Annotated in this window: 12 protein-coding genes; 9 read left to right on the forward strand and 3 right to left on the reverse strand. The window is 71.7% G+C overall.

The window, feature by feature from the left end:
* On the reverse strand, window positions 1-640 hold a 640-nt coding region (locus AKI01S_RS10455), incomplete at its 3' end, for an MFS transporter (protein ID WP_157419757.1).
* Between the two features lie 101 nt (window positions 641-741).
* Between AKI01S_RS10455 and AKI01S_RS10460 the strand changes: the two genes are divergently transcribed.
* Window positions 742-1,344 carry a TetR/AcrR family transcriptional regulator gene (locus AKI01S_RS10460; protein ID WP_245681562.1) on the forward strand — a complete coding sequence of 201 codons (603 nt, stop codon included), beginning with the start codon at window positions 742-744 and terminating at the stop codon, window positions 1,342-1,344.
* A gap of 23 nt (window positions 1,345-1,367) precedes the next feature.
* On the opposite strand, the gene AKI01S_RS10465 is transcribed toward AKI01S_RS10460, so the two are convergent.
* Window positions 1,368-1,745 carry a hypothetical protein gene (locus tag AKI01S_RS10465; protein WP_067814433.1) on the reverse strand — a complete coding sequence of 126 codons (378 nt, stop codon included), beginning with the start codon at window positions 1,743-1,745 and terminating at the stop codon, window positions 1,368-1,370.
* A 189-nt stretch (window positions 1,746-1,934) separates the two neighbouring features.
* Here AKI01S_RS10465 and AKI01S_RS52635 point away from each other — a divergent pair, with 189 nt between their 5' ends.
* The 5 genes from AKI01S_RS52635 (at window position 1,935) to AKI01S_RS10490 (ending at window position 8,020) form a co-directional block, all read left to right on the forward strand.
* On the forward strand, window positions 1,935-2,798 hold the full coding sequence (locus tag AKI01S_RS52635) for a polysaccharide deacetylase family protein (protein WP_083999306.1): 864 nt from the start codon (window positions 1,935-1,937) through the stop codon (window positions 2,796-2,798).
* A 131-nt stretch (window positions 2,799-2,929) separates the two neighbouring features.
* Entirely contained in the window at window positions 2,930-3,463 is a 534-nt protein-coding gene (locus AKI01S_RS10475; protein ID WP_157419758.1) for a DUF1707 and DUF4870 domain-containing protein, read from the forward strand.
* Between the two features lie 129 nt (window positions 3,464-3,592).
* Entirely contained in the window at window positions 3,593-4,960 is a 1,368-nt protein-coding gene (locus tag AKI01S_RS10480) for an FAD-binding oxidoreductase (RefSeq protein WP_067814437.1), read from the forward strand.
* Between the two features lie 98 nt (window positions 4,961-5,058).
* Window positions 5,059-6,324 (forward strand): class I SAM-dependent methyltransferase, encoded by a 1,266-nt coding sequence (locus AKI01S_RS10485; RefSeq protein WP_067814439.1) that lies wholly within the window; start codon window positions 5,059-5,061, stop codon window positions 6,322-6,324.
* Between the two features lie 139 nt (window positions 6,325-6,463).
* Entirely contained in the window at window positions 6,464-8,020 is a 1,557-nt protein-coding gene (locus AKI01S_RS10490) for a GMC family oxidoreductase (RefSeq protein ID WP_067814441.1), read from the forward strand.
* Window positions 8,021-8,088: 68 nt separating this feature from the next.
* On the opposite strand, the gene AKI01S_RS10495 is transcribed toward AKI01S_RS10490, so the two are convergent.
* Complete coding sequence (locus tag AKI01S_RS10495) at window positions 8,089-9,453, reverse strand: aspartate aminotransferase family protein (RefSeq protein ID WP_067814443.1); 1,365 nt, start codon at window positions 9,451-9,453, stop codon at window positions 8,089-8,091.
* A 190-nt stretch (window positions 9,454-9,643) separates the two neighbouring features.
* On the opposite strand from AKI01S_RS10495, the gene AKI01S_RS10500 reads away from it, so the two are divergent.
* The 3 genes from AKI01S_RS10500 (at window position 9,644) to AKI01S_RS10510 (ending at window position 13,244) form a co-directional block, all read left to right on the forward strand.
* Window positions 9,644-10,531 (forward strand): alpha/beta fold hydrolase, encoded by an 888-nt coding sequence (locus tag AKI01S_RS10500; protein WP_067814445.1) that lies wholly within the window; start codon window positions 9,644-9,646, stop codon window positions 10,529-10,531.
* Between the two features lie 102 nt (window positions 10,532-10,633).
* The gene (locus AKI01S_RS10505) at window positions 10,634-11,884 is read left to right on the forward strand and encodes a cytochrome P450 (protein WP_083999329.1); all 1,251 of its coding nucleotides are present in this window, start codon (window positions 10,634-10,636) and stop codon (window positions 11,882-11,884) included.
* Window positions 11,885-11,975: 91 nt separating this feature from the next.
* A complete protein-coding gene (locus AKI01S_RS10510) occupies window positions 11,976-13,244 on the forward strand; it encodes a cytochrome P450 (protein ID WP_067814449.1) in 1,269 nt (422 codons plus the stop codon).
* The last annotated feature ends 42 nt before the right edge of the window (window positions 13,245-13,286 follow it).

A 13,286-nucleotide genomic window follows, 5' to 3' on the forward strand; every position in this document is an offset into this window, starting at 1 on the left:
CCGAGCGCGCCGCCGTGCCGGTCGCGCGGGCCGCTCCGGCGGCGTCCGGGCGCGGGTCGGCGGGGAGCAGGCGGGGCAGGAACGCCAGGGCCACCACCCCCACCGGAACGTTGATCAGGAAGATCGACGGCCAGCCGAACCCGTCGGTCAGCGGCCCGCCCGCCGCCGTGCCGACCGCCGCGCCCGCCGCGCCCATCGCGCTCCACACCCCGAACGCCCGGCGGCGCGCCTCGGGGGAGGTGAACGTCGCCGTCAGCAACGCGAGCTGCGCGGGCACCACCACCGCCGCGCCGATCCCCTGCAACGCCCGCGCCGCCACCAGCAGCCACGCCGTCCCCGCCAGCCCGGCCAGCGCCGACGCGACCGTGAAGACCGCCAGGCCCCACGCGAACACCCGGCGCGGTCCCAGCAGGTCGGCGGCGCGGCCGCCCAGCAGCATGAATCCGCCGAACGCCAGCAGGTAGGCGTTGGTGACCCAGCCGAGGCCCGCCTCGTCCAGGCGAAGGTCGCGGCCGATCGCGGGCAGGGCCACGTTCAGCACCGTGGTGTCCAGGAACACCACCAGCTCGACCGCCGTGAGCAGCAGCAACGCCCGGCCCCGGCCGTCTAGCGACCCGCCGGGCGCACGTCTTCCCTTCATGAACACTCCTTCACTAGAGCGATGCTCCAGTGAAAATTCCACTAGAGTGATGCTCCAGTCAAGTGGGGGCGGGTGTGGGGATGGGCACGAGGAGACCCGGGGTGCGGGCGGCCAGGACCGCGGCCAACCGGGCGCGGATGCTGGAGGCGGCGCGGGAGCTGTTCACCGCGCACGGCTACACGGCCACCACGATGAAGGCCATCGCCGAGCGCGCGGGCATGGCCGTGCAGACCCTCTACTTCACGTTCGCCACCAAGCGGGCGATCCTGTCGGAGCTGCTGGACGTCGAGATCGCGGGCGACGCCGAGCCCGTCGCCACCCTCGACCGGCCCTGGGTCGCCGCGGCCGTCGCCGCGCCGCCGGCCGAGCAGATCCGGCTCCAGGTCGCCGCCGCGGGCGAGATCCTGGAGCGGGTCACGCCGCTGCTGGAGGTCGTGCGGTCGGCCGCCGCGACCGATCCCGAGATCGCCGAGCTGTGGCGGACCAACATCGAGCAGCGGCGCACCGTGCAGCTCCGCCTCGCCGAGGCGCTGGCGGCCAAGACGGCGCTGCGCGGCGGCGTGGACGCCTCACGCGCGGCCGACGTCGCGCTGGCGGTGCTGGCCCCGGAGACCTACCACCTGCTCGTCGGGGAACGCGGCTGGACCGCCGGGCAGTGGCGGGAGTGGGCCGCCGACGCCCTGACCCTGCAACTGCTCGGCTGAGCGGAGGCGGCGGCCGGAAGCGGTCAGGAGGAGACGGCCTCGCCGGGGGTGCCGGGGTCGATGCGGCGGGCGCGGTCGCGGTTGCGCTCGTTCCAGGCGCGCATGCGCGGGGGGTAGCCGACGATCTGCACGTCGTAGACCGGCAGGCCCAGGTCGCGGGCGACCTTCCCGATCACCTTGGGGGAGCCGACCCGGCGGCGGGTCCACTCGCCGTCGTCGGCGACCGCCACGGCCGTGGTGTCGGTCGCGAACGTCTCCGGCTCGACGAAGAACTCCACGCCCTTGCGGGAGCGGGCGAAAGCGATCAGCGCCTCGATGTCGGCGTCGGTGGCCTCGCGGTCGAACTTGGCGACCGAGTCACCACGGTTCTTGCGGATCCCGAACCGGTCCCGGAACCTCATCGGCCTGTCCCGTCCGTGTCATGCCGCTCCGGAACGGTTCCGGAGACAGTGGTGCGGTATGACAATAACGATCTACCGGTCAGACGGGGTTCCCGACACGGGCAGGTTTCCGCCATGTCGGCGGATGCGCACGCCCTACACTGGCGGATCCGGTGAACCCGCGGGGGCGGGCGAGGCGAGAGGGCGCACATGGCACGGACGGGGGCGTTTCATCGGTGGTGCGCCGCGGCGGCGGCGCTGTCGGTCTGCGGCTGGCTCAGCACCCTGCAGACGGCGACCGCCGACGACGCCCGGGCGCCCGCCGGGCTGGCCGCCAACGGCCGGGACACGACGCGCGCCGCGCCGCAGGGCAGGCCCCACGACGGGACGCAGGGCACGGCGCCCGGCAGGGCGCAGGACACGGCCCCCCAGACGGCCCCGGCCGCCCCGCCCCGGCCCCGGAAGACCGACTGCAAGAAGGCCAGATGCGTGGCGCTGACCTTCGACGACGGTCCGATGGCGCCGACGGCCAAGCTGCTGGACATCCTGGCCCAGCACCAGGCGCGCGCCACGTTCTTCATGGTCGGCCGGAACGTCGAGTCCCGCCCCGACCTGCTGCGCCGCGAGCTGGCCGCCGGCCACGAACTGGCCAACCACAGCTACACCCACGCCGACCTGGGGCGTTCGCCGGCCGCCAAGGTCCATGCCGAGCTGTCGCGCACGCAGGCCGCCATCAAGCACGCCACGGGCGTCACGCCCACGCTGATGCGCCCGCCCTACGGCTCCACCGACGGCACGGTCGCCTCGGTCAGCAGACGGCTCGGGCTCGCCCAGATCCTGTGGACCGTCGATCCGCTGGACTGGAAGGACCGCGACAGCCGCCGGGTCGAGCAGCGTGTTCTCAGGGCCACCAAGCCGGGCCACATCGTGCTGCTGCACGACATCCACCCCTCGACCGTCGCCGCCGTGCCCACCATCCTCAAGAGGCTCTCGGCCAAGGGCTACGTCTTCGTGACGGTCTCGGAGCTGTACGGCCGCCCCCTGACGCCGGGCAAGAAGTACATCGAACGCTGACGGCCGAACGCTGACGGCCGCCGTCCCCCGCGCGGGTGCCCCCTCCTCCGCCGTGCGGGGTGGTGCTCTCAGGGGTGGATCAGGGTCTTCCCCCATGGTGGGGAGAGCGGACGCCACCGAGGATGGAACGTATGAAGACCACGAATGCCATGGGGGAGCTCCGCGTCGGGCACACCGAGCGGGAGGCGGCCGTCGAACGGCTCCAGGAGGCCTACGCCGAGGGGCGGCTGGAGCACGAGGAGTTCGACACGCGGATGCATCTGGCGATGACCGCCAAGACGCACGCCGACATCGAGGTGTTGTTCCGCGACCTGACGGGGACGGGCGGACGTCCCGCGCTCGCCGCCGGAATGGCCGGAACCGGCCCCGAGCCGACCGGTGAGGACCGGGCGCTGGCGGCCCTGGCCCACGGGCTGGGCTACGTGACGTCGTTCGTGGGCCCGCTGGTGATGATGGCGCTCAGCGGCAAGCGGTCGGAGTACGTGCGGCGGCACGCGGTCGCGGCGCTCAACTTCCAGCTCACCCTGCTGATCCTCACGATCGTGACGTTCGGGATCGGCGGGATCCTGTACGCGGTCACCTGGATCGTCGCCGGGATCGCGGCGTGCTACGCGCTGGCCGGACGCGACTTCCGCTATCCCTGGACGCCACGCCTCGTCAAGTAACGGACGACCGAAAACCCCGCCGCCGAAGGACTCGCGGGGTTTTATTCCCCTGCCGACCTGTGACGATCTTCTCGCGTATTTATGTGGACCATACATGGGACGATCGGTTTACTGGCCATGGGAGGGGACATGACGGAGCTTCTGATCAACGATGATCACCGGCGGGCGGTCGAGGCACTCCGGAGGTCGTACGCGGCGATCCCCGAGGGGACCCCCGTGCGGCTGGCGAAGAAGACCTCCAACCTGTTCCGGTGGCGGGATCCCTCGCCGGCACCCGGCCTGGACGTCTCCGGGTTCGACAGGGTGCTGGGCGTCGATCCCGCGACCCGGACCGCGCAGGTGCAGGGGATGACCACCTACGAGGACCTGGTCGACGCGACCCTGCCGCACGGGCTGATGCCGACCGTCGTGCCGCAGCTCAAGACGATCACGCTGGGCGGCGCGGTCACCGGCCTCGGCATCGAGTCCTCCTCCTTCCACCTGGGACTGCCGCACGAGGCCGTCCAGGAGATGGAGGTGCTCACCGGCGACGGCCGGATCGTCGTCGCCACCCGCGACAACGAGCACTCCGACCTGTTCCACGGCTTCCCCAACTCCTACGGCACCCTCGGCTACTCGCTCCGCCTGAAGATCGACCTGGTGCCGGTCAAGCCGTACGTGAAGGTCCGTCACCTGCGCTTCGACGACGCCGCGGCGGCCGCGCGGGCGATGGCCGACATCAGCGAGAGCCGCACCCACGACGGCGAGTCCGTCGACTTCATGGACGGCACGGTCTTCGGCCCGGACGAGCAGTACGTCACCATCGGCACGTTCGTCGACACCGCGCCCTACACCTCCGACTACACCGGCCAGAAGATCTACTACCGCTCGATCCAGCAGCGGTCGGTGGACTTCCTGACCGTCCGCGACTACATCTGGCGCTGGGACACCGACTGGTTCTGGTGCTCGGGCGCGTTCGGCGTCCAGCACCCGGTGGTGCGGCGGCTGTGGCCGGACAAGGCCAAGCGCTCGGACGTCTACCGCAGGCTGGTCGCCTACGACCGCCGCTTCCAGGTCGTCGCGCGCGTCGACCGCTGGCGCGGCCAGCGGCCCCGCGAGGACGTCATCCAGGACATCGAGGTGCCGGTCGAGAACCTCCCGGCGTTCCTGGAGTTCTTCCACGAGAAGGTCGGGATGAGCCCGGTCTGGCTGTGCCCGCTGCGCGCCCGCGAACGCTGGCCGCTGTACCCGCTGGAGCCCGGCCGCACCTACGTGAACGTGGGCTTCTGGGGAACGGTCCGGCTCCCCCCGGGCCAGATCCCCGAGTACCACAACCGTCTGATCGAACGCCGGGTCGCGGACCTTGACGGACACAAGTCTCTCTATTCGACTGCTTTTTACAGCCGGGACGAGTTCTGGCGGTACTACGACGGGGAGACCTACCGGCGGTTGAAATCCGCCTACGACCCCGCCGAGCGACTGCTGGACCTCTACGACAAGTGCGTGCGCGGACGCTGACGTCCGCGCGTTTATCGGGGGGAGGCCCCGCGGCCGGGGCCGGCGACACCACGTCAGGACCCCGCTTTCCCCGGGGCGGAACGACAGGAGGAACCAAGATGACGCTGGCCAGGGTCTTCGAGCGGCTCGCCGGGGCTGGGGCGCCAGTGGAGTTCACGGCCTACGACGGGTCGCGGGCGGGGGTGAACGGCGCCGACCTGCGCTTCCACGTGCGCTCGCCCTACGCGGTGTCGTACCTGGTCCACTCGCCGGGGGCGCTGGGGCTGGCCCGGGCGTACGTCAGCGGCATGATCGACGTGTCCGGTGACATGTACACCGTGCTGTCGACGATGCAGCAGGTGCTGGGCGAGGTCACCGCCCGTGACAAGGCCCGGATCCTCTCGGAGGTGCTGCGCGACCCGCTGCTGCGCGGCGCGGTGACCCGGCGGCTGGACCCCCCGCCGCAGGAGGCCCCGTTCAGCCGCGTCCCGTCCTGGCTGCGCCACTCCAAGCGACGCGACGCCAAGGCCATCTCCCACCACTACGACGTCTCCAACACCTTCTACGAGTGGGTGCTGGGCCCGTCGATGGCCTACACCTGCGCCTGTTTCCCCGAGGAGCACTCCACCCTGGAGGAGGCGCAGTTCCACAAGCACGACCTGGTCGCGAAGAAGCTCGGGCTGAAGCCGGGCATGCGGCTGCTGGACGTGGGCTGCGGCTGGGGCGGCATGGTGATGCACGCCGCCAAGGAGTACGGCGTGAAGGCGCTCGGCGTGACGCTGTCCAAGCAGCAGGCCGAGTGGGCGCAGAAGGCGATCGCCGACCGGGGCCTGTCGGACCTGGCCGAGGTCCGGCACATGGACTACCGCGACGTGGCCGAGACCGGCTTCGACGCGGTCAGCTCCATCGGCCTGACCGAGCACATCGGCAAGGCGAACCTGCCGTCGTACTTCTCGTTCCTGTACGGCAAGCTCAAGCCGTACGGGCGCATGCTGAACCACACCATCACCCGCCCGGACAACCTGGCCCCGCCCATCAAGCAGGACGGGTTCATCAACCGGTACGTCTTCCCCGACGGCGAGCTGGAGGGCCCCGGCTACATCCAGTCGCAGATGAACGACGCCGGTTTCGAGATCCGCCACCAGGAGAACCTGCGCGAGCACTACGCCCGCACCCTGCGCGGCTGGTGCGACAACCTGGAGGACCACTGGGACGAGGCCGTCGCCGAGGTCGGCGAGGGCACCGCCCGCGTGTGGCGCGTGTACATGGCGGGCTGTGTCCTCGGCTTCGAGCAGAACTGGATCCAGCTCCACCAGACGCTCGGCGTCAAGCTCGACGACAAGGGCGACGCGCGGATGCCCCTGCGCCCCGACTGGGGCGTCTGAGCCGCGCGACGGCAACGGCCCGCCGGACCCCGGCGGGCCGTTACCGTGCCCGGTCGTCGACACGCGTTGTCATGGCTCCGTCACGGGGTCTATGTTCGGTCGGACGCGTCGTGGCTTCTCACCCCCCTTCGGAGCCCCCATGCAATTCGACTACATCGTCGTCGGCGCCGGTTCGGCCGGCTGCGCGCTGGCCGCCCGGCTGAGCGAGGACCCGGACACGAGCGTGGCGCTCGTGGAGGCGGGCGGGTCCGACCGCGCGCGGGAGGTCGGCGTCCCGGCGGCGTTCGTGAAGCTGTTCCGGACGGCCCGCGACTGGGACTTCCACACCGTCGAGCAGCCGGAGATGGGCCACCGCGAGATGTACTGGCCGCGCGGCCGGATGCTCGGCGGCTCGTCGTCGATGAACGCGATGATGTGGGTGCGCGGCCACCGCGCCGACTACGACGGCTGGGGCGTCCCGGGCTGGTCCCACGACGAGGTCATGCCCTACTACCGGCGGCTGGAGCGCCGCGTCGGCGGCAACGCGGGCGGGGTCTACGGCACCGGCGGGCCCGTGCTGGTCTCCGACCAGCGCGACATGAACGAGACCACGCGGGCGTTCCTGGCGGCCTGCGAGGCGAGGGGCCTGAACCGCCTGCCCGAGCTCAACGTCCCCGACAACGAGGGCTACGCCCCGACCCCCGTCACCCAGAAGCGCGGACGCCGCTGGAGCGCCGCCGACGCCTACCTGCGTCCCGCGCGCCGCCGCCGCAACCTCACGGTCGTCACCGACACCCAGGTCACCCGCGTCGTCATCGAGGACGGCCGCGCGACCGGCGTGGAGCGCCGCGACGGCAGGCGCCTGTTCGCGCGGCGCGAGGTGATCCTGTCGGCCGGGGCGGTCGGCTCGCCGCACCTGCTGCTGCTGTCGGGCGTCGGCGACCCCGACCACCTGCGCGAGCACGGCATCGGGCCGGTGGCCGAACGCCCCGCCGTCGGCCGCCACCTCCAGGACCACCTGGCCGTGGCGGTGATGCGGCACGCCACCGTCGACGTCACCCTCACCGGCGCCGACACGCCCCGCAACGTCGCCCGCTACCTGCTGCTGCGGCGCGGCCCGTTCACCTCCAACGTCGGCGAGGCCGTGCTGTTCGTCCGCAGCGACGACGCCCTGACCGCCCCCGACCTGGAGCTGGTGTTCGCGCCGGTGCCGTTCACCGACCACGGGCTGGAGGCGCCCGCCGAGCACGGCGTCACCGTCGGGGTGATCCTGCTGCGCCCCGAGTCGTCCGGCCGGGTCGCGCTGGCCTCCGCCGACCCCCTGGCCGCGCCCCTGATCGACCCCGGCTACCTGACGGCCGACGCCGACCTCCGGCGCGTGCTCCACGGGGTGCGCCTCGCCGAGGAGCTGCTCGACACCGCGCCGCTGAACGAGTACGTGGGCGGCTCGATGGCCCCCTACCCGGGCGCGCACGACGAGAAGGAGCTCACGGACTACGTCCGCGCACACGCCCAGACGATCTACCACCCGACGGGCACCTGCCGGATGGGGACCGACGACGACGCGGTGGTCGACCCCGAACTCCGCGTCCGGGGCGTGGCGGGCCTGCGCGTCGCCGACGTCTCGGTCCTCCCGGAGATCATCCGGGGCCACACCAACGCGCCCGCCATCATGATCGGCGAGAGGGCCGCCGACCTGGTCCGCCGGAACGCCTGAACGGGCGGCGCCACCCGAGCCGGAAGGACCCGGGCGGCGCCGCCCGTTCGGTCAGCGCGCGCGCCGGACTACAGGCGCGACGACGCCTCGGTCAGCACCGAACGCAGGATCTGCTCCATCTCGTCGAAGTGCGACTGGTCGCAGATCAGCGGCGGCGCGAGCTGCACCACCGGGTCACCGCGGTCGTCGGCGCGGCAGTACAGGCCCGCCTCGTACAGCGCCTTGTCCAGGAAGCCGCGCAGCAGCCGCTCGGACTCCTCGTCGGTGAACGTCTCGCGGGTCTGCTTGTCCTTGACCAGCTCGATCCCGTAGAAGAAGCCCGCGCCGCGCACGTCGCCGACGATCGGCAGGTCCAGCAGCTTCTCCAGGGTGCCGCGGAACGCGCCCTCGTTGCGCTGGACGTGGCCGAGCAGGTCCTCGCGCTCCAGCAGGTCCAGGTTGGCCAGGGCGACCGCCGCCGACACCGGGTGCCCGCCGAAGGTGTAGCCGTGCGCGAACATGTTCGTGTCCCGGCTGAACGGCTCGAACAGCCGGTCGTTCACCAGCATCCCGCCGAGCGGCGAGTAGCCGGAGGTGACGCCCTTGGCGAAGGTGATGATGTCGGGCTCGTAGTCGTAGCGGTCGGCCCCGAACATCGTGCCGAGCCGCCCGAACGCGCAGATGACCTCGTCGGACACCAGCAGCACGTCGTGCCGGTCGCAGATCTCGCGGACCCGCTGGAAGTAGCCGGGCGGCGGCGGGAAGCAGCCGCCGGCGTTCTGCACCGGCTCCAGGAACACCGCGGCCACGGTGTCGGCGCCCTCGAAGAGGATGGCCTCCTCGATCCGGTCGGCGGCCCAGCGCCCGAACGCCTCGGGGTCGTCGCGGTGCTCGGTGGCCCGGTAGATGTTGGTGTTCGGCACGCGGAACCCCGACGGCACCAGCGGCTCGTAGGGGGCCTTGATGCCGGGCAGGCCGGTCAGCGACAGCGCGCCGTGCGGGGTGCCGTGGTAGGCGACCGCGCGGCTGATCACCTTGTGCTTGGTGGGCTTGCCGACCAGCTTGAAGTAGTGCTTGGCGAGCTTCCAGGCGCTCTCGACGGCCTCGCCGCCGCCGGAGGTGAAGAACACCCGGTTCAGGTCGCCCGGGGCGAGGTCGGCCAGCCGGGCGGCCAGCTCGACGGCCTTGGGGTGGGCGTAGGACCACAGCGGGAAGAACGCCAGCTCGGCCGCCTGCTTGGCGGCGGCCTGCGCCAGCTCCTCGCGGCCGTGCCCCGCCTGGACGGTGAACAGACCGGCCAGGCCGTCCAGGTAACGCTTGCCACGGTCGTCGTAGACATAGGGGCCCTCGCCGCGCACGATCATCGGCACCTCGGCGCCGTCGCGGATGGCCGAGTGGCGGGCGAAGTGCAGCCACAGATGGTCGCGGGCCGCGTCCTGAAGGGAGTCGGTCATCACTCTTCCTCGGTCCGAGCGGGGACACCCGCTGTTTGCGAGCGATCCAGTTGCCTAGATGCTAGGTCTCAACTGATTCCGATGTAAATACCTCTCCATACAGCGTTTTCCGTAGCAATCGTGAACCTTCTCACTCCAGAGCGCCCGATCGCGGGAGGGTAACGTCGCCGCCGAGCGCACAGGAGGCGACATGAGCGACGCGATCACCACTGGTTCGGTCGAGGCCGGCGGCCTGGAGTTCGGGTACCTGGCGGCGGGCCCCGAGGACGGCCCGCTGGCGTTGTGCCTGCACGGGTTCCCCGACTCGGCGCACACCTGGCGGCACCTGCTGCCGGAACTGGCCGGCGCCGGGTACCGCGCCGTCGCGCCGTTCATGCGGGGGTACGCGCCCACGCGGGTCCCCGAGGACGGCGCGTTCCAGACCGGGGCCCTGGCCGCCGACGCGGTCGCGCTGCACGAGGCGCTCGGCGGGGACGGGAACGCGGTGATCATCGGGCACGACTGGGGCGCGTTCGCGACCTACGGGGCCACCGCCCACTCTCCCGGGCGCTGGCGGAAGGCCGTCACCCTGGCGGTCCCGCCGCTGGGGGCGATGATGAACGCGTTCTCCTCCTACGAGCAGCTCAAGCGGTCCTTCTACATCTTCCTGTTCCAGACGCCGCTGGCCGAGGCGGTGCTGGACCGCGCGTTCGTGGAGGGGCTGTGGCGCGACTGGTCCCCGCCCGGGGCCGAGGTCGCCGAGAACGTCGACCGTGTCATGGAGTGCCTGGCCACGCCCGCCAACGTCGCCGCCGCGGTCGGCTACTACCGGGCGATGCTCAACCCGTCGCGCCTGCTCGACCGGTACGCGGCCGAGCAGCGGTCGGCCTCCCGGACGGGGGAGCGGCCGGTCCTCTACCTGCACGGCGCGGCCGACGGCTGCCTCGGCGCGGACGTGGTGATGTCCGACCCGGCGGCGGTGCTGGCCCAGCTCCCGCCCGGCTCCCGCGCGGAGGTGGTCGAGGGCGGCGGTCACTTCCTGCAACTGGACCGCCCCGCCGAGGTGAACCGCCTGATCCTGGACTGGCTCGCGGCCTGAGAGTGTGACGTGTGTCACCTCCCCGTCCATCCCCGGGCGCGCTTTACTCTGACACAGTTGGTGTAAACCGAATCTCGTTCTGGTCGATAGGCGGTGGGCACCGTGCTCAAGGTCGAGGACATCAACCTGACGGACATCGAGTTCTGGAACGGGCCGCGCGAGCGCCGTTACGAGGCGTTCAAGGCCCTCCGCTGGGAGCCGGGTCTGATCCGGTTCGAGGAGCCGGAGGTCCCGCTCGTGCCGCGCGGCCCGGGCTACTACGCCCTCACCCGGCACGCCGACGTGGTCGAGGCGTCCCGGCGGCCGCAGGACTTCTGCTCCGGGCGGGGCGCGATCAGCATCCCCGACATGCCGGGCGACCTGCACGAGTTCTTCGGCTCGATGATCAACATGGACGACCCGCGGCACGCCAAGATCCGCCGGATCGTGTCGCGGGCGTTCTCCCCGCGCATGATCCAGCGGTTCGAGGACCAGGTGGAGGCGGTCGCGGGGCGGATCGTCGAGCGCGTCGCCGCCGGGGAGGGCACCGGCGACTTCGTCCACGACGTCGCGGTGCGCCTCCCGCTGAAGATCATCTGCGATCTGATGGGGATCGGCGAGGAGCACTACGACACCGTCGTCAACGCCACCAACGTCATCCTGGCGGGCCACGACGAGGAGTTCCTGCCGACCGGGAACCCCGAGGAGGTCCCGCTGGCGCTGTTCGCGGCGGGCCAGACCCTCAAGGAGCTGGTGGAGGACCTGGGCCGCAGGCGCCGCGAGGACCCCACCGACGACCTGACCTCCGCCCTGGTGACGGCCAACATCGATGGGGAGTCCCTCACCGACCAGGAGCTCGGCTCGTTCTTCATCCTGCTGGTCGTCGCCGGGAACGAGACCACGCGCAACGCCATCGCCCACGGCCTGGACCTGTTCACCCGCCACCCCGGGCAGCGGGCCGCGCTGCTGGAGGACTTCGAGGGCCGCGTCGCCGGGGCCGTCGAGGAGATCGTCCGCTACGTCTCCCCGGTGATCTGGATGCGCCGCACCGCCACCCGCGACACCGAGCTCAACGGCATCCCGGTCCGCGAGGGCGACAAGCTCGTCCTCTACTACGCCTCCGCCAACCGCGACGAGACGGTCTTCCAGAACCCCGACGCGTTCGACATCCTGCGCGACGACGTCAAGGAGCACATCGGCTTCGGCGGCCCCGGCCCGCACTTCTGCCTGGGCGCGCACCTGGCCCGCCGCGAGATCACGGTGATGTTCCGCGAGCTGTTCCGCCGCTTCCCCGACATCCGCGCCACCGGCGAGCCCGAACGGCTGCGCTCCAGCTTCATCAACGGCATCAAGCGACTGCCCTACACCGTCTGACCCGCCGGTCCCCCCGGCCCCGGGCCGCGTTGACACGGCCGCTCCGAACGCCAAGATGAGGTTCTGGGCGGCCGTTCACGAAGGGGACGCTATGACCGCGACCGGTCCGGCACGGCTCGACGACATCAACCCCGCCGACCCGGCGTTCTGGATGCGCCCGGCACGGGAACGCGAGGAGGCGTTCGCGGTGCTCCAGGCCGCGGGGCGGCCCCAGCACTTCCCCGAACCCGACCTGGAGGCGTTCGGCCTCGGCGCGGGTCCCGGCTACTACGCGCTGGTCCGGCACGCCGACATCGCCGAGGCCAGCCGCACCCCCCGGGTGTTCAGCTCCGAGCGCGGCATCGCCGGGCTGGTGGACCCGCCGGAGGAGTTCGCCGAGTTCTTCGGCTCGATGATCGTGATGGACGACCCCCGGCACGCCCGGCTGCGCCGCATCGTGTCGCGCGCGTTCACCCCCCGCGTGATCGCCGGGCTGAACGACGGGATCCAGCGCGCCGCCGTCGAGATCGTGGAGGCGTTCCGGCCCAAGGGGGGCGGCGACTTCGTCGACGAGGTCGCGGCCCCGCTGCCCATGCGCGTCATCTGCGACATGATGGGCATCCCGCCCGAGAAGCACGAACGCGTGCTGGAGCTGTCCAACATCATCATCGGCGCGGGCGACCCCGAGTACACCCCCGGCGCCGCGACCGCGGAAGAGGCGTTCCTCGCCAGCTACGAGGCCAGCAAGGAGCTGGCGGCCCTGGTCACCGACCTGGCGGCCGAACGCGCCGAACGCCCCACCGACGACCTCACCTCGGTGCTGGTGCACGCCAACGTCGAGGGGGAGAAGCTCGCCCACCAGGAGGTGGCGGCGTTCTTCATCCTGCTGGTCATCGCGGGCAACGAGACCACGCGCAACGCCATTGCCCACGGCCTGAAGCTGTTCACCCGCCACCCCGGGCAGCGGGCCGCGCTGCTGGAGGACTTCGAGGGCCGTATCGCCGGGGCGGTCGAGGAGATCCTCCGTTACGCGTCCCCCGTCACGTACATGCGCCGCACCCTGACCCGCGACCACACGCTGGGCGGCACGCCCATGAGGGAGGGCGACAAGGTCCTGATGTTCTACGGGGCGGCCAACCGCGACGAGGCGGTCTTCAAGGACCCCCACGTCTTCGACATCGCCCGGGACCCGAACCCGCACCTGGCGTTCGGCGCGGCGGGCCCGCACTTCTGCCTGGGCGCGCACCTGGCCCGCCGGGAGATCACGGTGATGTTCCGCGAGCTGTTCACCCGCCTGCCCGGCATCCGCTCCACCGCCCCGCCGGAGCGCCTGCTCTCCAGTTTCGTCAACGGGATCAAGCATCTGGAGTGCGCGTTCTGACCCGGAGGGATTGACCGGCCGGGGGCGGGCCGGTAGAAAGAG

Source organism: Actinomadura kijaniata NBRC 14229 (genome assembly GCF_001552175.1).
Classification (GTDB): domain Bacteria; phylum Actinomycetota; class Actinomycetes; order Streptosporangiales; family Streptosporangiaceae; genus Spirillospora; species Spirillospora kijaniata.

What these genes read in the sequence shown, in the direction of transcription:
- AKI01S_RS10465 (WP_067814433.1), bottom strand. Translation starts at nt 1,745, where the DNA reads ATGAGGTTCCGGGACCGGTTCGGGATCCGCAAGAACCGTGGTGACTCG.
- AKI01S_RS52635 (WP_083999306.1), top strand. Translation starts at nt 1,935, where the DNA reads ATGGCACGGACGGGGGCGTTTCATCGGTGGTGCGCCGCGGCGGCGGCG.
- AKI01S_RS10475 (WP_157419758.1), top strand. Translation starts at nt 2,930, where the DNA reads ATGAAGACCACGAATGCCATGGGGGAGCTCCGCGTCGGGCACACCGAG.
- AKI01S_RS10480 (WP_067814437.1), top strand. Translation starts at nt 3,593, where the DNA reads ATGACGGAGCTTCTGATCAACGATGATCACCGGCGGGCGGTCGAGGCA.
- AKI01S_RS10485 (WP_067814439.1), top strand. Translation starts at nt 5,059, where the DNA reads ATGACGCTGGCCAGGGTCTTCGAGCGGCTCGCCGGGGCTGGGGCGCCA.
- AKI01S_RS10490 (WP_067814441.1), top strand. Translation starts at nt 6,464, where the DNA reads ATGCAATTCGACTACATCGTCGTCGGCGCCGGTTCGGCCGGCTGCGCG.
- AKI01S_RS10495 (WP_067814443.1), bottom strand. Translation starts at nt 9,453, where the DNA reads ATGACCGACTCCCTTCAGGACGCGGCCCGCGACCATCTGTGGCTGCAC.
- AKI01S_RS10500 (WP_067814445.1), top strand. Translation starts at nt 9,644, where the DNA reads ATGAGCGACGCGATCACCACTGGTTCGGTCGAGGCCGGCGGCCTGGAG.
- AKI01S_RS10510 (WP_067814449.1), top strand. Translation starts at nt 11,976, where the DNA reads ATGACCGCGACCGGTCCGGCACGGCTCGACGACATCAACCCCGCCGAC.